We start from the raw sequence: 23,151 nt of genomic DNA, 5'->3' as shown, positions 1-23,151 counted from the left end.
CAAAGCTTTAAACCGGAAGAAGACAAGTTTGATTGCAATAGGGATGCTGGCTTTTTTGTATATCTCGCAGGTACTCACAAAATATATGGGTAATAAAAAAGCGATCAAGTAAAAAATCATATTTTACTTGATCGCTTTAGATGCTCCTAATTAAAGAGCCTCTTTCTAAGTGGCTTCCTTTTCTAGGATTATAGTTTCTTACTTATTCTTTCCTAAGTCAATTACAATCGGAGTAGAGATACACAATGAAGAATATGTACCGATGATACGACCGATCAATAAGGCAAAGATAAACCCACGTATACTTGCTCCACCGAAGATGAAGATCACAAGTAATACGAAGAATACAGTTAATGAAGTCAAAATAGTACGACTTAATGTGCTGTTTAGGGCAAAATTGATCAGCTTATTACGTTCTTCACCATGTAAATCTTCTTTTCCGCTTTCTGCAAGTTTCTCACGGATACGGTCAAATACAACAACCGTCTCTGTCATGGTATAACCCATTACCGTTAAGATCGCCGCGATGAAATCCTGTCCGATCTCTAAAGAGAATGGTAAAACACCATCTAAGATCGTATAGAATGAAAGTACCAGTAACACATCATGGAATAATGCGATTACTGCTCCCAGACCGTAGTTTAGTTTCCTAAACCTGATCACGATATAGATAAACATCACTAGACAAGAGAATAGAATTGCACCATAAGCCTTGTAAACAATGTCACTTGCTATGATTGGTCCTACCTTCTCATTACTTTCAATAGTATAATTAACACCTGTTTTAGCCAAGCCATCCTTCAATGCTTTTTCAACAAGTTTGTCGGCTCCGTTATCCTGATCAGTGATGTGGTAGGTGGTAGTAATTTTTAATTCATTATTTGCACCTGCAGTTTTAACAATGGTTTCAGATTCAGGGAATACTTCTGCTAATTTAGATTTAACATCTTCAGTGTGCATTCCTTTGTCGAAGTGAACGATATAAGTTCTACCACCTTTAAAGTCGATACCCAAGTTTAATCCGCCATTTTTGAAATAGAAGATGAAACCAAGAACGATGATTGCGGTAGAGATTGCATAATAAACTTTTCTATGTCCAACGAAATTAAACGCAATGTTTTTGAAAGCGTGAATCGTGTGTTTATTACCAAAAGTAATATTTGATTTTTTCTCCAATAACCATTCGAATACCAAACGCGAGATTAATACTGCACAGAATAGAGAAGAAAGGATACCAATACAAAGCGTTGTTGCAAAACCTTGAACCGGGCCTGTTCCGAAAAGAAAAAGAATAGCACCCAATACCAATACGGTAGCGTTGGAGTCAATGATAGAAGACATCGCATGTTTGAAACCTTCTTTGATCGCAACAGGTGTTGGCTTTCCTAAAGTCAGCTCTTCCCTTACACGTTCAAAGATCAGGATGTTCGCATCTACGGATAAACCGATTACCAATACGATACCTGCGATACCTGGCAAGGTTAATACTGCACCCAGTGAAACCAGGATTCCCATGATGAAGAATAAGTTGATCACCAATGCAAGGTTAGCTACCCATCCTGCTTTGTTGTAATATAAAGCCATGAAGACTAAGATCACGATAAAGGCAAGGACAAATGACAGTAAACCGTTGTCAATTGCTGCTTGTCCTAATGAAGGACCAACAACGAACTCACCAACGATTCTTGCAGGGGCAGGAAGTTTACCTGCTTTTAAGATGTTTGCCAAATCCTGAGTATCATTCACGGTAAAGTTACCGGTGATAGAAGAGATACCGTTAGGGATTTCGTTCTGAACAGTAGGAGCAGAGTAAACGGTATTGTCTAATACGATTGCAATAGATTTTTTATTGTTTGGATCTGCCGCAGCTTCAGCTGTAATTTTTTTCCATTTTGTAGCACCGTCACCAGTCATGTACATGGTTACTTCCGGTCTGCCTTTCTGATCGTAATCATGACGGGCATCGCTGATCGCATCACCACCTAAGTCTGGCTTGCCATCCATAGCTGTTGCTTTGATTGCATACAATTCAAAAACTTTAGCACCATTAGTGGTGGTTACGTCCATTGGTTTAACACTCCACATGAACTTGAAGCTCTGAGGAATGATAGAAGCAATTTCCGGTCTTTTGAAGTAAGCGTTTACTTTAGCAGTATCTTTTTGAGCTACCCAACCTACCACTGGTCCCGGACGCAATGAAGTCTGTCCGTTTTCTCCCTGGTAAGTAGGAACGTTTAATACTGCGAATAAAGGATTCGATTTTGTAAGTTCTTTCGTTTTTACAGATGCTGAATCTTTAGTGTCTTTATTTTTAGCCAGACCTGCAAGTTTACTTTCAGATTTAGCCGCAGTGTCTGTAGCTGTTGCCGGAGCAGCAGTTTCCGCAATTTTCAAAGTTGAAGCAAGTGTTTTGTTGATGTTCTCCATGATCGAGTACACTTCCTCATTGTTGTATACCTGCCAGAACTGTAGTTCTGCAGAACCTTGCAATAATTTGTGAACCCTTTCTTTATCCTGAACACCTGGCATCTCAATCAGGATACGGTTGGTACCTTCTTGTTTCTGCATGTTCGGACTTACCACACCGAAACCATCGATACGGCTTCTGATAATGATGAAGGAACGGTCGATCGCACTTGTCGCTTCTTTCGACAAATAATTTTTTACCTCTGAATTGCTTGCGTTCGCTTTAAGCAATTTGGCGTTGTCCTGATTGGAGAAGAAATCGGCTAACTTCACATTTGGAGAAAGTTTTTCGAATTCATCCACAAATAAAGCGATGAAATCTTTTCCACCTGCGTTTAGTTGTGTTTGTGCAGTAGATAATGCTTTGTTGAAATTAGCATCATCGGTATTGCCGGCTAAAGATTTAACCAATTCAGATAACGAGATCTCCATCGTTACGTTCATACCACCTTTAAGGTCTAGCCCAAGGTTAATTTCTTTTTCTTTACAGAACTGGTAGTTAAATCCAAAAACAGGATACACCGGCACTGTGGCCATGGAGTCTAAATAAGCTTTTTCCTTATCCACATTCCCTTTAGCATAAGCTTTTGCGTCTTTTTCAACTTTCGAAGTGACAAAGTTGAATGAGAGAGAATACACACAGACAATACCTAAAAGTATTGCCATAAATTTAATAAAACCTTTACCCTGCATTTGTTTGTAATTATTAGTCTATATAAGCTATATATTTTTTTAACAAGTCGGCAAATCTAATTATTTTTTTAAATAATAGGCCACGTTATTAAAGTTTTTATTATGGGGACTTAACTATTTGCGTTCAAGCGTTGAAAACGTATAAGCAAGCCCATTTTTTTCATCTGGCTGATGATTTTCTATACTTGTTTCATTCCAGGTTCCAGGCGCTATTTCCGGAAAAAAAGTATCCGCTTCAAAGGCTTGGTGTACTCTGGTGAGGTAAATCCTGTCTGTTACCTCCAGTGCATGTTTGTAGAGTTCGGCACCACCAATGATGAATACTTCTTCCTCGGTAGCACAAAGCTTTAAGGCTTCGTCCAGCCTGTTGGTCACTTCGGTTCCAGGCAAATTCAGTTCCGTGTTTCTTGTAATTACAATATTACGACGGTTAGGAAGGGGCCTGCCAATGGAATCATAGGTTTTTCTTCCCATGATGATGGTATGTCCGCTGGTGATGTCTTTGAAATGCTTTAAGTCGGCAGGAAGGTGCCATAATAACTGGTTGTCTTTGCCAATAGCGTTATTTTCGGCAATGGCGACTACTATGGAAAGGATCATACGGCAACAGCTCCTTTAATATGAGGATGTGGCTCATAACCTTCCAGTGTGAAATCTTCAAATTTGAAATCCAGCAGGTCTTTGACCTCAGGGTTAATCTTCATTAGTGGTAATTTTTTCGGCTCCCTGCTCAATTGCAGTCTGGCCTGTTCAATATGGTTGTTGTACAAATGGGCATCTCCAAGGGTATGAATGAAATCTCCGTATTGAAGTCCGCATACCTGGGCAACCATCATGGTCAATAAGGCGTAAGATGCAATATTAAATGGAACTCCCAAAAAGATATCTGCACTTCTTTGGTATAACTGGCAGCTTAATTTGCCATCTGCTACATAAAACTGAAAAAAAGCATGGCATGGAGGTAAGGCCATGTCTTCAATATCTGCTACGTTCCATGCGGAGACAATAATTCTTCTGGAATCCGGATTGTTTTTGATGGTGTTGATGATCTGACTGATCTGATCGATCTTCCGGCCATCAGGTGTTGGCCATGACCTCCATTGCGAGCCATATACTGGTCCAAGATTTCCATCGGCATCTGCCCATTCATCCCAGATCTTTACCCCGTTATCTTTCAGGTATTTTATATTGGTATCTCCACTCAGGAACCAGATCAGTTCATGGATAATGGATTTTAAGTGTAATTTCTTAGTGGTGACCATTGGAAAGCCTTCCTGAAGGTTAAACCTCATCTGATAGCCAAATACACTAATGGTTCCTGTTCCCGTCCGGTCATGCTTCTGTGCGCCCTGATCCAGCACATGCTGCATTAAATCTAAATATTGTTTCATGTATTGTTAAGCTCCTTTTTCTTTCTCCAATGCTTCACCGCAAGATACTACGGTTCTCCTGGTTTTCATCAGAATATATTTGTTTTTTAATGGTAATGAAGCTATCATGATCTTTTATATTCATTTCGTTAGGTGATCTGTAAGATAATGATGGTTTCATAGGACCGTGCAAAATTAAAAAATAATAATTGAGCATTGTTGAAATCGGTTCTTTTTTTCGGGATGTATTTTACGGGTTCGCTTTAGCCGTTCCTGCCCTGAGTTTACATCATGTCATCATAAATCCAATTTACGTTCCATTTTTCTGTAAGGTAAAAGACGTATAAGGTAAGGTCAAAGCCTTATAAGACAGCGGAGTATATCACTCCTGTAACGCTCCGGGAAGGCTCCTTACCTGGAAGGTTATTGGCAGGTAATTGGAAGGATATTGAAAAGTTGAAATAACCTTTGAACTACTCCGAACAACTTCCCAATATCCTTCCAATTACCTTCCAACCTAAGAGCGTGTCAGGAGCGTATTAGGAGACTTCCAAGCGCCTATAAGGCGCGTATCCCTAAGATTCGTTTACAGACAAAAGATTGCCGTTTGGTAATCTTTTGTCCTCATTTACGTAAGTTTGCGACACAATCAGAAAATCAATGCTTGCATTTGCCAACGCCAAAATCAACCTTGGGTTGCATGTTACCGGAAAACGTGCAGACGGTTATCATAACCTGGAAACCATTTTTTATCCGGTAAAGATTTACGATGTCGTCGAGACACTGGATGCCGATGTTGTAAGTTGTACCATTCGCGGTACGGACATTCCCGGCAGTACTGAAGATAACATCTGCCTCAAAGCTTATCATTTGTTGAAGAAAGATTTTGACCTTCCTGCACAGCACCTCTGTTTGCTGAAAAATATTCCAATAGGGGCGGGGCTTGGCGGAGGTTCTGCTGATGCAGCTTTCCTGATCAAGCTATGGAATGATAAATTCAAATTGTCCCTTTCGCAGGAGCAGATGGAAAATTATGCAAGGCAGCTTGGTGCAGATTGCGCTTTCTTTATCAGGAACAAGGCGGTCTATGCAGAAGGAAAAGGGGATGAGTTCAGTGAGATTCGTATTGACCTCAGCGAATATTTTTTGGTACTGGTTAAACCTGATGTTCATGTCTCCACTGCGGAGGCTTACGATGGAATAAAGTCTACTAAACCTATTACTTCGCTAAAAGATTTAATACATTTGCCTTTGAGTGAGTGGAAAGCGAACCTGAAGAATGATTTTGAGGCCTCAGTGTTTTTGAAATATCCGGAAATTGAAAGCATAAAAAACAGTCTTTACCAAAGTGGGGCAATCTATGCTTCGATGAGTGGAAGCGGATCTTGTGTTTATGCCATTTTTGGATCAGCGGTAAAACTTCCTGAACTCGAAAGAAGCAATAAAGTATTTTACAACGTTTAGTGAATTATGGAAATCAACCTGATAAGAAAAAGCGGTAAATTTAATTTTGAAGCAGAAAACTCCGGCGGACATACCGTGGAACTGGATGCTAAACCTGAAATAGGTGGTGAAGGAAAAGGCTTCAGGCCAATGGAAATGCTGCTGATTGGCCTTGGAGGTTGCAGTGGGATTGACATGGTCAATGTATTAAACAAGCAAAAGGAGCCTTTGGATGATGTGAAAATCAAGATCAAGGCCAGCAGAAAAACGGAGGAAATGCCTCCGATTTTCGATGTCATTGACATTCATTTTGAATTGTATGGTGCGTTAAATGTTCAAAAAGTAGAGCGTGCTCTGGCACTTACCTTTGATAAATATTGCTCGGTATCCAATATCCTTGGACGCTCGGCTACGATAAACTTCAGCTACACCATTCATCAGTAAGACATTTTAGCTGATATAATCGCGATCTTCATCGCTGATTGATTTTTTATGATCCTCAGGTTTTGCCTGGGGATTTTCTTTTTGATCGTAGCTGCTTACCGTCACTTTTGGCCTTCCAGCCCAATAACCAAGAATAAAGCCAATAAAAGTACATATCCCAACCACCAGCAGCTTAGAGATCTCTTTCTTAACGAATATGAAGTTGAACTCTACAACGTCTGTATTGATCATTAAAAAGATGGTAATGAGAACGGTAAAGATGATAATGAAAATTGTTTTAGTACGCATGACTTAAAAGCTATAATTTAAAATTAATTCTAATATAGGGTTTTGGTTGTATAATTTGTTGACAAAAACGACCCTTCCCCCAACATCCACCAGTGGTTTGTAACGAAGCAGGTTCATACTACTACGCAATTCGAAGCCAAAAGTTTTAGGTTCCGCCAGATTTGTTTCCTCTCCAAGGTTTTCATAATGACAGAATAAACCTCCGCGAAGATTTCTTATATAAGCGAGGGGGCCGATCTCTGCATCGGGAAAGACAATTGGAAAACGGTAATTGAGGAGTAAAGTATTGCTCAGTTTGTTTCTTGCAAGGATATTGCTGTATCCGTAGACGGTATTGATCTCCCGGTCGTACCTTCTGATTCCTGAGGTTCTCTGGAAACTAAAATTGGCAAGAAAGGAGTGATTCCTGGCGATACCTGGAAAATAAAGAAAACTTTCTGCGGCAAAAAGATCACCTCCCAGCTGTTTGTCAAATGGCTGATGAAGGTAAGTTAACCTAAGGATCTGTGCCCATTGTGGTGCAATGTCTCTTTCCGACTGACGGGTGGTATGGGTAAAAGTAAAATTGTACTCCATTGGAAACTTCAATGTCGTGATGTAGTTCTGCGGCATATTTTCAGGGAGGTACCTTTGGGTATAGCTGGTTGCCGTATTCAGCGAGAAATTGTAACTGTCGTTCAGCGCATTCAGGCTAATGGGAAGGGAAGCCTGAACCTTGACATAGTTTTCCCGCCAGTCGCCCTGTTGTACACCTGATTTACTGCTGTAGAATGTCCTTCTTGGCCGGTTGCGATAGACCGCGCTCAGTACGGGATAGAAGCCTTTGTAGGTTAGCCCTGCGTTATATTCGAAACGGTTGAGGTCACGGAAATAATTTACGCCGGCGAAAGCGTTCATGGTACTGAGCAGGTTGTCTGAGTTGATCTGCAGGCCGCCACGATATTCATCTTCAATTACCGGAATGATGCTGTGTACCTTAAACAGGTTTCCCAGGGTATGGTAAGGCCTGGAAGCAAAAGTGCTGTCCGGGATTGCGGAAAACACATTGCCTGAGTTCTCCTGAGCTGCGGCAGCTGCGCCGAGGAAGACAAAATTGTTTTCTCCTGGCGTTTCCGCCTTCAGCGGACTTTCGGAAATCTCATAACCCTGAACGCCATAATTATTGAAAACGATAGCTTGTCCGTCTGGTGAAAGGCTTGGATTGAAGGCGCCGTATTTTGCTGCGCTCAGAGCGCTTATCTTTTTGGTGCCGGGCTCTATGCAGTAAATGTTGTCGATCCCGTTATAGTGCGCGTTAAAAGCGATTCCCTGAGGAAAGTAAACCGGCCTGCTCAGTTGTTGTTGAGATTCTGCAATCAGCGTGCTGATTTTTCCGGAACGATCGATGGTACGTAAGGCTTTTCCTTTTTCGCTGACAGAGACGAAGGCAACCTCTTCTCCATCCGGCCGGTATGCCGGGGTTTGAAGAATCAGGTTGTCCGGATTCGGATAGGTGTGCAGCAATTTTCCATTGCTGGCGTCGATCTCTACCAGGTTACACTGATTGCTCAGGTCAAACCGTACCGCGACAATTTTTTTGGCATCAGCGGACAACGCAGGGGAGAAGAGTCTGCTGCGCGAGCTGAGTTTTTTTGTCCGCCCGCTTTGGAGGTCATAACTGCTGATGACACTGTAACTCCGCTGTCTGTACCTCGGGTCGTACCTTACCTCGTCCCAAACGACAACTCCATTGGCATAGCTGAACCAGGGTTGTTCCTGGTATCCGATGGAAAGTAATTTCTTTTCTTTTTTGTCCGGACTGATCAGTGCGAAATGTGCAGGTTCAGATTTGCTTTGTTTCAAGGTGAGCAGCTGATGGTCGTTGATTTTTACAGGGAGGAACCAGCTGGTTGCATAGCTTGCTTTTTTATTGAGGGAAGGGTAGTTTTTTGAAGGTGTCTTTTGCGCCTGAAGTTCCCATTCTTTCCGGAGGTTTTCGCTGGTATTGTCAAACCATTCTTTGCTGCCTTTTCCGCTGAATTTTTTTAGGCTTCCGGAGAAAGGGTAAGGGCGAAGCGGCCGTCGTTTGATGTCGGTCAGGACGCTGTCAAAAATGTTTCTTCCCGACTGTTTCCGGAGGTTGGAAGCCATGACATATCCAAGCTGATAATACCCGGGAGTGAGGTCTTTCTCCGAGTCGAAATTCACCTTGCTGTAGGAGAATTTTTTCCCCTCCAGGAGCTGAGTCCGGTAGGGCATAATCCAGGAAGGTATTCTTCCGCGTCCGGCATTGGTTAAAGATGTTTCTGTGCTGACGGCATCGCCCTCAAAAAACCAGAGTGGAATGCTTACCCCAAACCAGGCGAGGTAAACATCTTCAGGAAAAGGATGCGCCTGTCCACCGGTCAGTTTGTCGAATTGTGCAACATGGCGAAGTTCATGAACGGCAAGATTGTTCAGCCAATCCTGACTGTCGAATTGCTGAGGAGGGGTGGTGTAGAATTCCGATTTCTTTGGACCTAACTGAACAAAACCATTGGCAATGACGCCTTGGTTTTGCAAGAGGATCGGAATGCTGGTATTCCTTCGTCCGATGCTGGCGCCGACATATGGGTAGATGTGTCTTAAGGTGTTGGTCATTCTTTGGGCTTCCTTCTCCAGTTCGTCCGGGTAGATGATCCTAAATCCTGAAGCGTTAATTTGTCTCCATTTTACGCTTGGTGGATTTTGTTCTGAGTTGAAAATCTGAGAAAAGCCTGTATGTGATATTAAACTTAAAGCTGATAATGTTATTATGCTGATTATTAGTTTTTTATTTCTTTCTATTGTCGTCATTATTTTGAGATGCTAAAATAATTAGTTTTATTAGGTTTTTGTTGTCTGATCTTTAATTTTAGTTGGTAGTTGTTATTTTACTGATATTGATTTATTTATGTTTCTTTTTTGATGGTAATTTACATTCGGATTTAGCGTCTTTTTTAGGGAATAATCAGCGTTTGTTGGTTGATTTTCACCTTGAATTATGGTGGGTAAGAATCAGGGCATAAGGTACACTATTTGACCATTAGTTACAATATAAATATTGGCTTCTATATTTGGTTTTTAGAGTGCTAATCTGCGATTTCTGTCTTTAAATATCCTGGTGATTTTGCTGGATTTTGAGGTAGGTTTTCTCTCCCCTACCCCGGGGTAGGGAGCGCTTTATAAAAAAATAACATCCATTATTCCGATCAATCTGCATCATTTTGCGATGGGTTTATACGTTGTGTTCTCGTTTTTTTTGTCGCGGGTTTGGGTTTCTTGCTGACTTATTTCTAGAAGAATCTGAGGCTTTCCGGAGAAAATTTAATGGGTTTCTACCGAGATTTGTCTAATGGATTGAAGGGGGGAGTTGGTGGCTGTTTATTATTTTGTTACTGCAATTTTAAGGCTTTATTTTAACCTGTTTTCTTTCCTGATATTGGACCCGACTTATGCTGGTATTGAAGCTGACTTATGCTGATGTTGGAGTTGGTGTCTTTAGTTTATTCAGGGAAACAGGTTTGGATTTCAGCTTTTCTCTGAGGGATTTGAGCTGCTTTTAGTCTTGTTTTTTGGAAGATAGCTGGAGTTCCGGTAGTAGATCCGGTAGACAAATATCTAGCTTAAATTTCTGCGCTTTTTATAGATTGGGTATAGAAATACAGCTCCAATAATTAACGTTGCACCGAGATAAAATCCGACCGACATGGTCTCTTTTGTGCCGAAAAATAAGAAGGCTAAGATGATCCCGTAAACAGGTTCAAGATTGGTGATTAATGCTACCCGAAAAGCGGATAGCGTACGCATGACGGATACCCCTGCAACATAAGCTAAAGCGGTGCAGATGGTGCCTAATAAAAGCAGGTAAGACCAGTCCCTGACGCTTAAATTAAAAGACTCTGTAAGTAGGGATTTATCGAACAAACGGTAGAGGGTGATCCAGAAAAAAGCACCGGTTATTTCGTAAAAACCGATGATTTTCGGGTCGCTTTTTTGTACTAAGGTTGAATTGATTGTACCGAATAAACTAGAGGCCAGCGCAGATAAAAGGCCTAAGATGATACCCAATGTATAGCCTGATTCAAATTTAAAGACCATATAGATACCCAGGATCATAATTAACCCGATGACCACATCTGGTATTAAAATAGATTTTTTCTTGATCAGGGGCTCTAATATCGCGGTAAATAGGGTATAAGAAGATAGGGCGACGAGTGTAACGGATACTGTGGAGACCTTAATGGCATGAAAGAATAGAATCCAGTGAGCGGCGACAATACTTCCTGTAAAGAAAAACTGTAAAAATTGCTTCCTTGAAATTTTTAAACTTGTCTTACTAATTAAGAAATAAGCCAGTAAACTAAGGCTTGCAATGAGTACCCTGTACCATACTAATTGTACCGCATTGATAGAAATAACTGCGCCAAGAATGCCGGTAAATCCCCAGATAAAAACTGTAAAGTGTAAGATTAACAGGTTTCTATTTGAATGAATATCGACTGGATTGCCCATTTATTTTGGTGCTTTTCGGAGTAAATAGTATCCCAGTAACCCGAAAAATATGGTAGGTACGAGAACAGCTAATAATGGTGAAATACCTCCTTTAAGAGAGAACATCTTGGCGAATTGATTCAATACAATATAGCAGAAGCTTAAAATAATACCTATTCCAAGTGGAAGTCCAACCCCTCCGCGGACCTTTCTGGAGGATAAAGCAACTCCGATCAGGGTGAGTACGAAGGCAGATAAGGGTTGTAAATAGCGTTTGTAACGTTCAAAAAGCAGGTCGTTCATGATCCCAGATCCTCTGATCCTTTCCTTTTTTATCTTATCGGAAAGGTCTTTGTTGGATAGGTTTTCAAAGACGTTATCGTAAGCGGAGAAATCGTCCGGACGCATATCCAGAATGGTGTCTTTTGTTTTTGTAGCGCCATTGACCATGCTTTCTTTCAGGTTATCTATGTTCCTGACCGAATAGTTGGTTAGCTTCCAGGACCGCTTTAGTGAGTCCCATTTGATCTCATCAGCCACAATCTTTTTAGTCAGAATATCGCCTTTAAAGTTATCTAATGAGAACTGGCTTCCTACTTTACTCCTGTTGTCGAAGCTCCTCATATAGATATAAGTATGATCATCCAGTTTCATGTGGATATCCGTCTTACTGGTCGGATCATTCTTCTTTATAAAGGTATTTTCGAAGTTATTCTTGATCTGATTGGTATATGGAAGGATATATAGATTGGAAGCGAGGTTAACGGAAAAAATAATAAATGCAGATATAAAATAAGGCAATAAAAAGCGGTTAAAGCTAACGCCACCGCTTAATATGGGTACAATTTCCGTCTGATCGGCCATTTTTGCGGTGAAAAAGATCACCGCAATAAAATTGATTAGCGGGGAGAGCATATTCACATAAAAGGGAATAGAGCCCGCATAATATAAGGAAACCACTTGCCAGAAGGTCAGGTTGTTGCCGAGAAAATCGTCTAGTTTCTCTGAAAGGTCAAAGATCACAATGATGACTACAAATAGCGTCAGGGTATATATAAATGTACCCAGATACTTACTGATAATATACCAGTCGATAATCTTAATCCTGCCTTTGATGAAGTTCATTTACAATTTATTACCTAATATAGTCACCATTTTGTTCTTCCAGGCGTAAAACTCGCCACTGATAATTTTTTCCCTGGCCGTTTTAACGAGCCACAGGTAAAAATGCAGGTTGTGCAAGGTTGCAATTTGCGCGCCAAGCATTTCTTTGGAATGCATCAAGTGTCTTAAATAGGCTTTAGAATAAACCTGGTCTGCATGAAGGTCGCTTTCCGCATCAATCGGAGAGAAGTCATCTGCCCATTTCTTATTTCCAATGTTGATGATGCCATTTCTGGTAAACAACATTCCGTTTCTTGCATTTCTGGTAGGCATTACACAGTCGAACATATCTACACCTAAGGCGATGTTTTCCAGTATGTTAATTGGTGTTCCTACACCCATAAGGTATCTTGGTTTGTCGTACGGAAGAATGTCACATACTACTTCTGTCATTCCGTACATCTCCTCTGCAGGTTCTCCTACGGATAATCCACCGATTGCATTTCCCTCACGGTTCATTCCTGCAATAAATTCAGCAGATTTTTTCCTCAGGTCTTTGTATACTGATCCCTGTACAATAGGGAATAAGGTTTGATTGAACCCGTATTTTGGTTCTGTTGTGTCAAACCTGTTGCAGCAACGTTTCAACCAGCGATGGGTCATATTGATAGAATTCGCTGCGTATTTATAATCACAAGGATAAGGCGTACATTCGTCAAAAGCCATGATGATATCCGCACCGATGGTCCGTTGAATATCCATCGCATATTCCGGTGTAAACAGGTGTTTTGATCCATCGATATGTGAACGGAAAGTAACCCCTTCTTCCTTAATCTTCCTTACTTTACTCAGGGAATAAACCTGATAACCTCCGCTATCTGTTAAAATAGGACGGTCCCAGCCAATGAATTTATGCAATCCACCGGCGCCTTCTATAATGTCTAAGCCTGGTCTGAGGTATAAATGATAGGTATTGCCCAAGATGATCTTGGCGTCAATATCATTTTTAAGTTCCCGTTGATGAACTGCTTTTACAGTCCCTGCAGTGCCTACGGGCATGAAAATAGGAGTTTGTATGTCTCCGTGATCTGTTGTTACTGTTCCTGCTCTTGCCTTTGAATGTGTATCGTTTGCCTGTAAGGTAAATTTCATAAATCTGTATGCTCCACTAAAATCTGCCAAAAGTAGCAAAAATAGCGCTATAAATGGGTTAAATTTTTTATCAACAAAAAGGAACATTACAGATTAAAAAGCAGAAATTTGGCAGCTACAAAAATACATCGTGGAATTAACCTTACTAGAGAGTTGTCTGCTCGGCTCATTGATCTTCTGTTTCTTAATACAATTATACTTTAGTTTATTTGTTCACCTGAAACTGGCTTTTTTTCCGGTAGAACCCATATCGGAAACTGCTGCAAAACCCTTAAGCGTTGTCATTTGTGCACGCAATGAAGTGGACAATTTAAGAAATTACCTTCCTTCAGTTCTGGAACAAAATCACCCTGATTTTGAGGTGATTGTCGTAAATGACAGGTCATGGGATGGAACCAGACAACTTTTAGAAGAGTTTGCCAAACAATATAAACGGTTGAAGATCGTCACGATCTCAGAAGGGGAGAAGTTTATTGCGGGTAAGAAATTTGCAGTTACTATGGGAATTAAAGCCGCGTCCAACGACTGGCTGGTATTTACCGATGCCGACTGTGTTCCCGCTTCAGCAAACTGGTTGTTGGGGATGCAGCAGTCTGAAGATCCAAAGGTTGAGATTGTTTTGGGCTATTCCCCATACCTGAAAAGGCGGGGCATTCTAAATGCTTTAATTCGTTTTGAAACGTTTTTTACTGCTGTAAACTATCTTTCTTATGCGGTTAAAGGTATGCCATATATGGGCGTAGGAAGAAATATGGCTTATAAAAAGACGCTTTTCTTCAAGAATAAAGGTTTTGCAGCGCACATGCATATTCCTTCCGGTGATGACGATCTGTTTGTAAATGCGAATGCACATTCCCGCAATACAGAAATCCGGATCAATAAAGAAAGTCAGGTATGGTCTGAACCAAATACCAGCTTTGGCACCTATCTGAGACAAAAGAAAAGACATTTCGGTGCGGGTAAGTTGTATAAAGGCAAGCATAAGTTTATCCTTTCCTGCCAGATCATTTTTCAGTTCCTGTTTTATGCTTTCTTTACTGCATTGTTGTTCTTCAAAGCGACGTTATACCCTGCTTTAGGTATTTTATTTGTCAGTATCGCCATCAGGTGTTTCATCTATCCCCGAATTTTAAAGCGGTTAAATTATAGTGATTTACGATGGTGTTTTCCCATCCTGGACATTCTCTTGTTCATTTTTCTCGTGTTTAACGGCATTCTGTCTATATTTGTTAAAAAAGTAAAGTGGAAATAAGATCAACGCTAATACAAGAATATTTTAAGGATCTGACTGATGAACAAATTGCTCAGTTTGATCAGTTGTACGATTTATATAGTTTCTGGAATGCCCAGATCAATGTAATCTCCAGAAAAGATATTGATGAACTCTATGTTCGTCATATCCTTCACTCTCTTGGTATTGCAAAGTTTTGCACTTTCAAACCGGGAGAAAAAGTGCTGGACGTGGGGACAGGAGGAGGTTTTCCCGGAATCCCTTTGGCGATCCTGTTTCCTGAAACCCAGTTTCATCTGGTTGATTCTATCGGAAAGAAAATTAAAGTGGTTACGGAAGTTGCAGCTGGCCTGGGATTGAAAAATGTGAAGGCCAGTCATTTAAGGGCTGAGCAGGTAACAGATAAGTATGATTTCGTGGTGTCCAGAGCGGTTACAAGACTTATAGACTTTTATCCATGGGTAAGAGGAAAGTTTAATAAAGATTCTAAAAATGCAATTGCCAATGGTATCCTTTACCTGAAAGGCGGTGATCTTGCTGAAGAAATCGAGGAATCAAGGTTGAAAGCAGAGTTATATCCTTTAGCAGACTACTTTAAAGAAGATTTTTTTGAAACCAAATTTGTGGTTTATATTCCTCAATAATAAGGTTCTTCTCTTTGAAGAAATACTATAAAAAAAGCAGATATACTTTTCATCCCCGAATCTTTGCTGAAGGGCAAATATTCGAATGTCTTCAAAGTACATCTGCTTTTTTTGTGAAATCCTGCATGCAATCATCACATGGAATGTTGCACAAAATCATTCTAAGCTGGATTAAAACCCTCCGTCATTTTATAGCCTTAATCTCCTCTTCTCTGTGAACTGGAACTATGGGTTGTTGAAGTCAGGTATGCTAATTTTTTCTACTTCCAATTACCCGAAAAGGTGCGCTTTTGAGGTCAAACCTGCTAATTTTTGGTACTGAGTATCCTATTTCTCCGCTATTGGTTACAACGATCGCTGTTGAGGCAGAGCGCCCTTAACACTTTATTTGGAGCAATATTTCTCCTGAAAAAGATGCGTTCCGGGAAAAGGCATAGAAGAATTTTGGGCTTCTTCTGCCCAAAAGACTTCAGCCTTTGAGCGGTAATGCTTCTTTTTTCAGCAAGATATTTCTCTTCCATAGTGATTATTCAAGCGATAAATTATAAGTTAGCCAATGAGCTTAATACACAAAATTGCCCTTACTATGATCAAAAATGTAGGGCACATCACTGCTAAAAATCTCCTGGCACATTTCCTTACACCTGAAGCGATCTTTGGTGCTAACAAGAAAGAATTGATGGAAGTGCCTGGAATTGGTGCACAAACCGCGACATTGATTCTTGGGAAAGAGGCAATGACCAAAGCTAAAATACAATTAGAATTCATTAAGAAATATCAGGTTCAGGTATTGTTCCTGACAGATGATAATTATCCCGTACGACTAAAAAACTGTGTTGATGCGCCTGTCTTATTGTACTACAGAGGGAATGCAGATTTGAATCATCCCAGGATCATTAGTGTGGTCGGTACCCGGATGGCCACAGCCTATGGTAAGCTGCTCTGTAAGCAACTCGCGGAGGCACTTGCGGGATATGAGGTGTTGATCGTAAGCGGGCTTGCTTATGGGATAGATGTGACTGCTCATCAGGAGAGCCTCCAATATGGGATTCCAACGGTAGGGGTTTTAGCCCATGGATTAGATCGGATGTACCCTCAGGTTCATAGTCATATTGCGAAGAAGATGGTTCTTAATGGTGGTTTACTTACAGAATTTCCATCGCTTACAAATCCGGACAAGGAGAATTTTCCAAAAAGGAACCGGATCATTGCAGGAATATCAGACGTGACCATTGTGGTGGAAGCCGCCTCAAAAGGTGGGGCACTCATTACGGCAGATATAGCGAATTCTTATCACCGGGAGGTTTTTGCTTTTCCGGGAAGGGTGAACGATTTGAGTTCCGAAGGCTGTAACTTCCTGATTAAGACCAATAGGGCAGGGTTGATCAGCCATGCCAGAGATCTTGCTTATTACCTTGGCTGGGAGCTCCCTAAAGCTCAGGAGCTGATGGCAAGCTCAAATTTTCCTGTTGAATTGAGTGCGGAAGAGCAAGAAATTCTTCAGGCTTTGACGACTTCAGCAATCGCCATAGATGAGCTGGAGCTGCGTCTGAAAATTCCAAAAAGTAAGCTGGCTTTGCATTTATTGAACCTGGAAATGCAGGGGATTTTGACTTCTCTGCCCGGGAAGCGGTATCAGTTGAATCAGGATATTTCCTCTTTACCTATAAAATAGATTGCAGATAAGTCTATTGGACTAGTAGAATAAAATGTTATTTTGTTTATTTGTCTTTTTTAGAATTAAATATTGAATTATCATTTGTAAATAGAATTCTAAGCCTCAATTTGTATTTTTGTATCATGTGGTATAATAATATTTTGGAAACCATCGGCAATACGCCATTGGTAAAATTGAATAACATTACGAAAGAAATCCCGGCTACAGTGCTGGCTAAAATTGAGACGACCAATCCTGGGAACTCGATTAAAGATCGTATGGCAGTCAAAATGATTGAAGATGCAGAGAAAAGCGGCAAGCTTAAACCTGGTGGAACAATCATTGAAGGGACCTCCGGAAATACCGGAATGGGACTCGCTATGGCTGCGATCATTAAGGGCTACAAATGTATTTTCACGACTACGGATAAACAATCTAAAGAAAAGGTAGATGCTTTACGTGCTTTTGGTGCGGAAGTTATCGTATGCCCTACTAACGTAGAACCAGAAGATCCAAGGTCGTATTATTCGGTTTCTTCGCGTTTAGAGCGTGAAGTTCCAAATTCATGGAAACCAAATCAATATGATAACCTTTCTAACTCACAGGCTCATTATGAGCAGACAGGTCCTGAAATCTGGGAACAAACGGAAGGAAAGATTACGCATTTGGTGGTTGGAGTTGGAACCGGTGGAACCATTTCAGGTACCGGGAAATATTTAAAAGAGCAAAATCCGAACATTCAGGTTTGGGGAATTGATACTTATGGTTCTGTATTTAAAAAATATAAGGAGACCGGAATTCTGGATAAGAATGAGATCTATCCATATATTACAGAGGGGATTGGAGAAGATTTTCTGCCGAAGAATGTAGATTTTGACATCATTGACCTGTTCGAAAAAGTAACAGATAAAGATGCTGCACTGATGACCCGTGATATCGCACGCAAGGAAGGGATCTTTGTTGGAAACTCTGCAGGCTCTGCCATTGCAGGACTACTTCAGTTGAAGGATAAATTAAAGCCTGAGGATGTAGTGGTCGTGATCTTTCATGACCATGGCAGCCGTTACATGGGCAAAATGTATAATGAAGACTGGTTGAGAGAACGCGGGTTTCTGAAAGACGAGAAGCTTACGGCAAGAGCTATTCTTGCAAAGAGGGAGGCGACTGACATTGTTACGATCGACTGTGAGAAGACAATTCTTGAGGCGATCAATAACATGAATACTTTAAATATATCTCAGATTCCGGTAACTCAGAAGGGAATGGTGGTAGGAAAGGTCGCAGAAAGCGATATTCTTAAGGCGCTTTTGGAAAACCCTTCTTTAAAATCTGCCCCTGTTCAGGAAATCATGTCCAGTACTTTTCCTTTTGTGGATATGAACACTTCAATTGATAAGATTTCTGCGCTGATTAACAAAGAAAATAGTGCAGTATTGGTGGAAGATGAGCAAGGTAAAATTGAAATTATTACGCAATATGACATCATCAATGCGATCTCCGGATAGGGGATTTGACTTGATTAAGCATAAAAAAAGTCCCGGAATATTTTATTTTCCGGGACTTTTTTTATGTCCTGTGTTTTCGTAGGATCAAATGCGCTTAATGACTTGGGCTTGAAGCGTCGACACGTTTAATTTGGGCACCTAAAGCACGCAAACGGGTATCGATATCCTGGTAACCACGTTCAATCTGCTCAATATTAAATATCGTTGAAGTGCCTTCTGCAGATAATGCTGCAATCAGAAGGGAAACACCTGCACGGATATCCGGGGAAGTCATACTGATTCCTCTTAATTTATATTGTTTGTTGATCCCGTTTACAGTCGCTCTGTGTGGATCGCAAAGTATGATCTGTGCACCCATATCGATTAGTTTGTCGACAAAGAACAGGCGGCTTTCAAACATTTTTTGGTGAATCAATACAGAACCTTTAGCCTGCGTAGCCACTACCAATACAATACTCAATAAATCTGGTGTGAAACCAGGCCATGGTGAATCTGCAATGGTGAGCATTGAACCATCTATAAACGATTCAATTACATAATGTTTCTGAGAAGGAATGAAAATGTCATCGCCTCTTAATTCAAACTTTATACCCAGCTTTCTGAATACTTCAGGAATGATCCCAAGCTCCGAATAGCATACATTTTTAATCGTAATTTCTGATTCTGTCATGGCTGCAAGGCCAATAAAGGATCCGATTTCAATCATATCGGGCAACATGCGGTGTTCTGTTCCGCCTAATTTGGTAACGCCTTCGATCGTTAGCAGGTTTGAGCCTACTCCTGTAATCTTAGCGCCCATACGGTTCAGCATCTTGCACAATTGCTGTAAGTAAGGCTCACAAGCGGCGTTGTAAATGGTCGTGATTCCTTTTGCCATTACAGCAGTCATCACGATATTGGCAGTACCGGTTACGGAAGCCTCATCCATTAATATATAAGCACCCTGTAAGTTCGTGGCGTCTACATTGAAGAACTCTTTTTTAGCATCATAGACAAATTTGGCGCCTAGTTTTTCAAATCCCAGGAAATGGGTATCCAGTCTTCTGCGGCCGATTTTATCACCTCCCGGTTTCGGGATGGCTGCTTTTCCAAAACGGGCTAAAAGCGGTCCAACGATCATGATTGATCCCCTTAAGCTGCCCCCTTTGGCTTTAAATACATCAGACTGGAAGAATTCCAGGTTGATGTTCTTTGCTTCAAAAGTATAAGTGTCTTTAGATAAGCGTTCTACTGTTACTCCTAAGTCTCCTAAAAGTTCGATGAGTTTATTGACATCTTTAATATCCGGGATATTGCTGATGGTGACTTTCTGGTCGGTTAATAAAACTGCTGAGATAATTTGCAGGGCTTCATTTTTTGCTCCCTGAGGCTGGATTTCACCCTTTAACTTTTTTCCACCAATTATTTCGAATGCGTTCATGTTGTATTAAGCTTGTATAGTATAAAAATTGGTAAAATCTAGTGTCTTTGTTTTGGATTGTTGTTGCGTTGAGTGCGGTTATTGCTGTTGTTATTATTGTTGTTGTTTTGTCTGCCTTTACCGTTATTGTTGTTCCTTCCGCGGTTATTGTTGTTTACTGGTCTGGTCACCACAGGTTTGAATTCAACCTTATTTAGGTTAATGTTGTCGTCCAGTTGTAGTTGTCCTCCGGATAGTTCGCGTAAATTCTTTAGGATGGTCTCATCAGCTACGCTGTCTTTGTTCCAGGTCACGTAAGCCATTTTCATGAAATTGGCAATTCCCTGCACCATTGCAGCTCTGCGTTCCGGCTCTTCCACTGCTTTGGCTTTTTCGATCATCGTTTCTACGGTTTTACCATAGTGTTTATAAGTGATCTTTTGCTGAGGGTAACCGATGTGCTGGGGTTTTACCAAAGCATCCTCAGGACTAGGCTTTGGATATGGGCTGTCTACATCGATCTTATAACCGGAGATGATGTGTAAATGATCCCATAATTTGTGCTTAAAATCAGCTACATCACGCAAATGAGGATTTAAAAATCCCATGAGGTCTATCACTGCCTGAGCATATTTATTACGTTCTTCAAGGTCGGGTAATTCAATAATGTACTTCACCATGTTCTGTACATTACGGCCGTATTCGGCGAGGATTAACTCGTTTCTTGTGGTATTATAATCGAAATTCATCTGTATAATTATACTTTTTATTTTAATATTCGACCGGGTCTTTAATCCGGCCGGCCCTTTTGGGCATATTGAATCTTATTGAGTAAGCTATTTTCTGCCGGAGCTTTGTCGTATCAGGAGATAACGAAATAAAGTTAGATTAGGTATGTTCAAACTCATGCAGATTCTGTAAAGATATATTTTATTTAACAATTCGCAATTTAGCAAATTTTAATAATAACTGCTTATTACCCAGACCCTGAAAAAATACGGTTGCTTTTACGTCGGGAAGTGTACCTTCCAGACTCACAATCTTACCGAAGCCAAACTTTTCATGCTCTACTTCCATTCCATTTTGGAACAGGTTTGCCGCATCTGGGGCAAAACCAGGAGTAGGAATGTGTGCTTTTGGCAACATAGAGGTTGTTTTCGGTCTTGGCGCAGTAGAGGTTCCGCTGGTACCGGCTGATGATGCTGGTTTTGGCTTGCTGAAAGTATCCCTTTGTTGTGTCCAGCTTTTTCTTTCTGAAGAGAAGCTGTCGTCATTTAAAGTGCTTTTAGCAGGCTTTGCCACTTCAATCTCCAGGTAACGCGCATTGATTTCATCAATAAAACGACTCGGCTCACAGTTGGTTAGCGTTCCCCATCTGTATCTGGACGTCGCGTAAGTCAGGGTCAGTTTCTTTTCTGCACGTGTTACCGCCACATAAAAGAGCCTGCGTTCCTCTTCCAGATCTGTTCTGGAGTTTAAAGACATTTGAGAAGGGAAGAGGTTTTCCTCTAAGCCTACTACAAATACATTCTTAAATTCCAGACCTTTTGAAGAGTGGATCGTCATTAAAGAGACCGTATCTTTGTTTTTATCGTCTCCCTTATCATCATTCGTCAATAAGGCAATGTCCTGCATAAATACAGCCAGACTACGGTCTTCAATGTCCTCACGCTCACCGAATTCTTTAATACCGTTTAATAATTCCTGGATATTTTCATGTCTGCCACGACCTTCGTCAGTGGTATCAGAATGGAGTTCTTTTAATATTCCCGAATGCTGGGCAATGTATAAAGCGGTCTCGTAAGCATCCAGTTTCTTCGCTTCCGCAGCGAAGCTCTGAATCATTACCGCAAAGTCATTCAGCTGATTGGCAATTCTTCCTGCGATATATTGCTGAGGATCACAGATCACCTGCCACATCGTGATGTCGTGCTGATCTGCTGCAACCAGAATTTTTTCTACTGTCGTATCTCCAAGTCCTCTTTTAGGATAATTGATGACCCTTTTTATCGCTTCCTCATCCGCAGGATTGAAGGTTAAACGGAAATAGGCGATTAGATCCTTGATTTCCTTGCGTTGGTAGAAGGAGAGTCCTCCGTAGATTTTATAAGGTACATTCAGCTTTCTTAAAGCCTCCTCCATTGCTCTGGATTGTGCATTGGTACGGTATAAGATCGCAAAATCATTGTGGTTGTAACCTTTGGAACTGCGTTCCTGTACGATGGCTTCGGCTACAATTTTACCTTCTTCATTGTCGGTAAAAGCACGTTGCACCTTGATGCGGTCGCCGGACTCATTATCGGAAAAAACATTCTTTTCCAATTGATTCTTATTGTTGGCGATAATGCTATTGGCAACTTCTACAATATTTTGGGTAGAGCGGTAATTCTGCTCTAATTTATAGACTTTTAAATCCGGGTAATCGCGTTCAAAATTAAGGATGTTCTGAATGTTTGCTCCCCTGAAGGCATAGATACTTTGTGCGTCATCACCTACTACACATATGTTTTGGTAGGCTGCTGCGAGTTTCTTTACAATTGTATACTGGGAAAAGTTAGTATCCTGGTACTCATCAACCATCAGGTATTTAAATTTCTGCTGGTATTTGTTCAGTACATCGGGATGGTTCTTTAACAAGACATTTGTTTTGAACAACAAATCGTCAAAATCCATTGCTCCGGCTTTAAAACAACGTTTGGTATAGGTTTCATAAATCACGCCGATTAAAGGACGTTTATTGCTGATGTCTTCCGCCTGAATCTCTGCGTTCTCCATATATTCTGTATGGGAAACCAGGTTGTTTTTTGCGGAAGAGATCCTGTTGTATACAAAATTCGCGTTGTACAACTTGTCGTCCAGCTGTAATTCCCTTAATATCGCCCTGATCAGACTTTTGCTATCGTCCGTATCATAAATGGTGAAGTTGGAAGGGTATCCGATCTTTTCTGCTTCCACTCTTAATATCTTGGCAAATACCGAGTGAAAGGTACCCATCCATATATTTTTGGCTTCTGAACCAATTACTTTCGAGATACGCTCACGCATATCCTTTGAGGCCTTATTGGTAAAGGTAAGTACCAGAATGTTAAAGGCATCGACCCCTTTTTCAATCAGGTGAGCTACCCGGTAAGTAATTACACGTGTTTTTCCGGAGCCGGCACCTGCGACAATCATTACGGGTCCCTGGGTATTTTCTACTGCTGCGCGTTGTTGGGGGTTTAATCCTGCTAAATAATCCAAAATACTATCCTGTTCTGCTTTTTA

The 23,151-nt window shown here is 40.9% G+C and carries 17 protein-coding genes; 6 read left to right on the top strand and 11 right to left on the bottom strand.

The window, feature by feature from the left end; genetic code table 11:
• Positions 1-198: 198 nt before the first annotated feature.
• The 3 genes from secDF to BLQ87_RS10360 form a co-directional block, all read right to left on the bottom strand.
• Positions 199-3,159 carry a protein translocase subunit SecDF gene (gene secDF / locus BLQ87_RS10370; RefSeq protein ID WP_074606170.1) on the bottom strand — a complete coding sequence of 987 codons (2,961 nt, stop codon included), beginning with the start codon at positions 3,157-3,159 and terminating at the stop codon, positions 199-201.
• Between the two features lie 114 nt (positions 3,160-3,273).
• Positions 3,274-3,759, bottom strand: coding sequence for a dihydrofolate reductase (locus tag BLQ87_RS10365; RefSeq protein ID WP_074606168.1), 486 nt, complete (start codon positions 3,757-3,759; stop codon positions 3,274-3,276).
• A complete protein-coding gene (locus tag BLQ87_RS10360; RefSeq protein ID WP_074606166.1) occupies positions 3,756-4,550 on the bottom strand; it encodes a thymidylate synthase in 795 nt (264 codons plus the stop codon). Before BLQ87_RS10360 ends, BLQ87_RS10365 begins: the two co-directional genes overlap by 4 nt.
• A gap of 639 nt (positions 4,551-5,189) precedes the next feature.
• On the opposite strand from BLQ87_RS10360, the gene ispE reads away from it, so the two are divergent.
• Positions 5,190-5,993 (top strand): 4-(cytidine 5'-diphospho)-2-C-methyl-D-erythritol kinase, encoded by an 804-nt coding sequence (gene ispE, locus BLQ87_RS10355; protein ID WP_074606164.1) that lies wholly within the window; start codon positions 5,190-5,192, stop codon positions 5,991-5,993.
• A gap of 6 nt (positions 5,994-5,999) precedes the next feature.
• Positions 6,000-6,416 carry an OsmC family protein gene (locus tag BLQ87_RS10350; protein ID WP_074606162.1) on the top strand — a complete coding sequence of 139 codons (417 nt, stop codon included), beginning with the start codon at positions 6,000-6,002 and terminating at the stop codon, positions 6,414-6,416.
• Between the two features lie 6 nt (positions 6,417-6,422).
• Here BLQ87_RS10350 and BLQ87_RS10345 read toward each other — a convergent pair whose 3' ends face one another.
• The 5 genes from BLQ87_RS10345 to tgt form a co-directional block, all read right to left on the bottom strand.
• Positions 6,423-6,704: a LapA family protein gene (locus BLQ87_RS10345; protein WP_074606161.1), complete on the bottom strand. Its 282-nt coding sequence runs from the start codon at positions 6,702-6,704 to the stop codon at positions 6,423-6,425.
• Between the two features lie 3 nt (positions 6,705-6,707).
• Positions 6,708-9,323, bottom strand: coding sequence for a TolB family protein (locus tag BLQ87_RS10340; protein ID WP_245723832.1), 2,616 nt, complete (start codon positions 9,321-9,323; stop codon positions 6,708-6,710).
• Positions 9,324-10,322: 999 nt separating this feature from the next.
• On the bottom strand, positions 10,323-11,216 hold the full coding sequence (locus BLQ87_RS10335; RefSeq protein WP_074606157.1) for a DMT family transporter: 894 nt from the start codon (positions 11,214-11,216) through the stop codon (positions 10,323-10,325).
• Positions 11,217-12,320 (bottom strand): LptF/LptG family permease, encoded by a 1,104-nt coding sequence (locus tag BLQ87_RS10330; RefSeq protein ID WP_083361789.1) that lies wholly within the window; start codon positions 12,318-12,320, stop codon positions 11,217-11,219.
• Positions 12,321-13,451: a tRNA guanosine(34) transglycosylase Tgt gene (gene tgt, locus BLQ87_RS10325; protein WP_074606923.1), complete on the bottom strand. Its 1,131-nt coding sequence runs from the start codon at positions 13,449-13,451 to the stop codon at positions 12,321-12,323. It lies immediately after the preceding gene.
• A 130-nt stretch (positions 13,452-13,581) separates the two neighbouring features.
• On the opposite strand from tgt, the gene BLQ87_RS10320 reads away from it, so the two are divergent.
• From BLQ87_RS10320 to BLQ87_RS10300, 4 genes are all read left to right on the top strand, one after another.
• Complete coding sequence (locus BLQ87_RS10320; RefSeq protein ID WP_074606155.1) at positions 13,582-14,703, top strand: glycosyltransferase; 1,122 nt, start codon at positions 13,582-13,584, stop codon at positions 14,701-14,703.
• On the top strand, positions 14,694-15,326 hold the full coding sequence (rsmG, locus tag BLQ87_RS10315; protein WP_074606152.1) for a 16S rRNA (guanine(527)-N(7))-methyltransferase RsmG: 633 nt from the start codon (positions 14,694-14,696) through the stop codon (positions 15,324-15,326). The genes BLQ87_RS10320 and rsmG overlap by 10 nt, the downstream gene beginning before the upstream one ends.
• Before the next feature lie 556 nt (positions 15,327-15,882).
• Entirely contained in the window at positions 15,883-17,001 is a 1,119-nt protein-coding gene (gene dprA / locus BLQ87_RS10305) for a DNA-processing protein DprA (RefSeq protein WP_074606147.1), read from the top strand.
• A gap of 125 nt (positions 17,002-17,126) precedes the next feature.
• Positions 17,127-18,488 carry a pyridoxal-phosphate dependent enzyme gene (locus tag BLQ87_RS10300; RefSeq protein ID WP_074606144.1) on the top strand — a complete coding sequence of 454 codons (1,362 nt, stop codon included), beginning with the start codon at positions 17,127-17,129 and terminating at the stop codon, positions 18,486-18,488.
• Positions 18,489-18,582: 94 nt separating this feature from the next.
• Here the strand turns inward: BLQ87_RS10300 and murA are convergent, their stop codons facing one another.
• The 3 genes from murA to BLQ87_RS10285 all read right to left on the bottom strand — a co-directional run bounded on the left by murA (position 18,583) and on the right by BLQ87_RS10285 (position 23,127).
• Entirely contained in the window at positions 18,583-19,908 is a 1,326-nt protein-coding gene (gene murA / locus BLQ87_RS10295) for a UDP-N-acetylglucosamine 1-carboxyvinyltransferase (protein WP_074606142.1), read from the bottom strand.
• Positions 19,909-19,946: 38 nt separating this feature from the next.
• Positions 19,947-20,636, bottom strand: coding sequence for a DUF4290 domain-containing protein (locus tag BLQ87_RS10290; RefSeq protein WP_074606140.1), 690 nt, complete (start codon positions 20,634-20,636; stop codon positions 19,947-19,949).
• Between the two features lie 181 nt (positions 20,637-20,817).
• Entirely contained in the window at positions 20,818-23,127 is a 2,310-nt protein-coding gene (locus BLQ87_RS10285; protein WP_074606138.1) for an ATP-dependent helicase, read from the bottom strand.
• Between the last annotated feature and the right edge of the window lie 24 nt (positions 23,128-23,151).

The organism is Pedobacter steynii, assembly GCF_900103665.1.
Taxonomy (GTDB): domain Bacteria; phylum Bacteroidota; class Bacteroidia; order Sphingobacteriales; family Sphingobacteriaceae; genus Pedobacter; species Pedobacter steynii.
The sequence above is the reverse complement of the archived record's forward strand: the minus strand, read 5'-3'. Positions and strand labels throughout refer to the sequence as shown.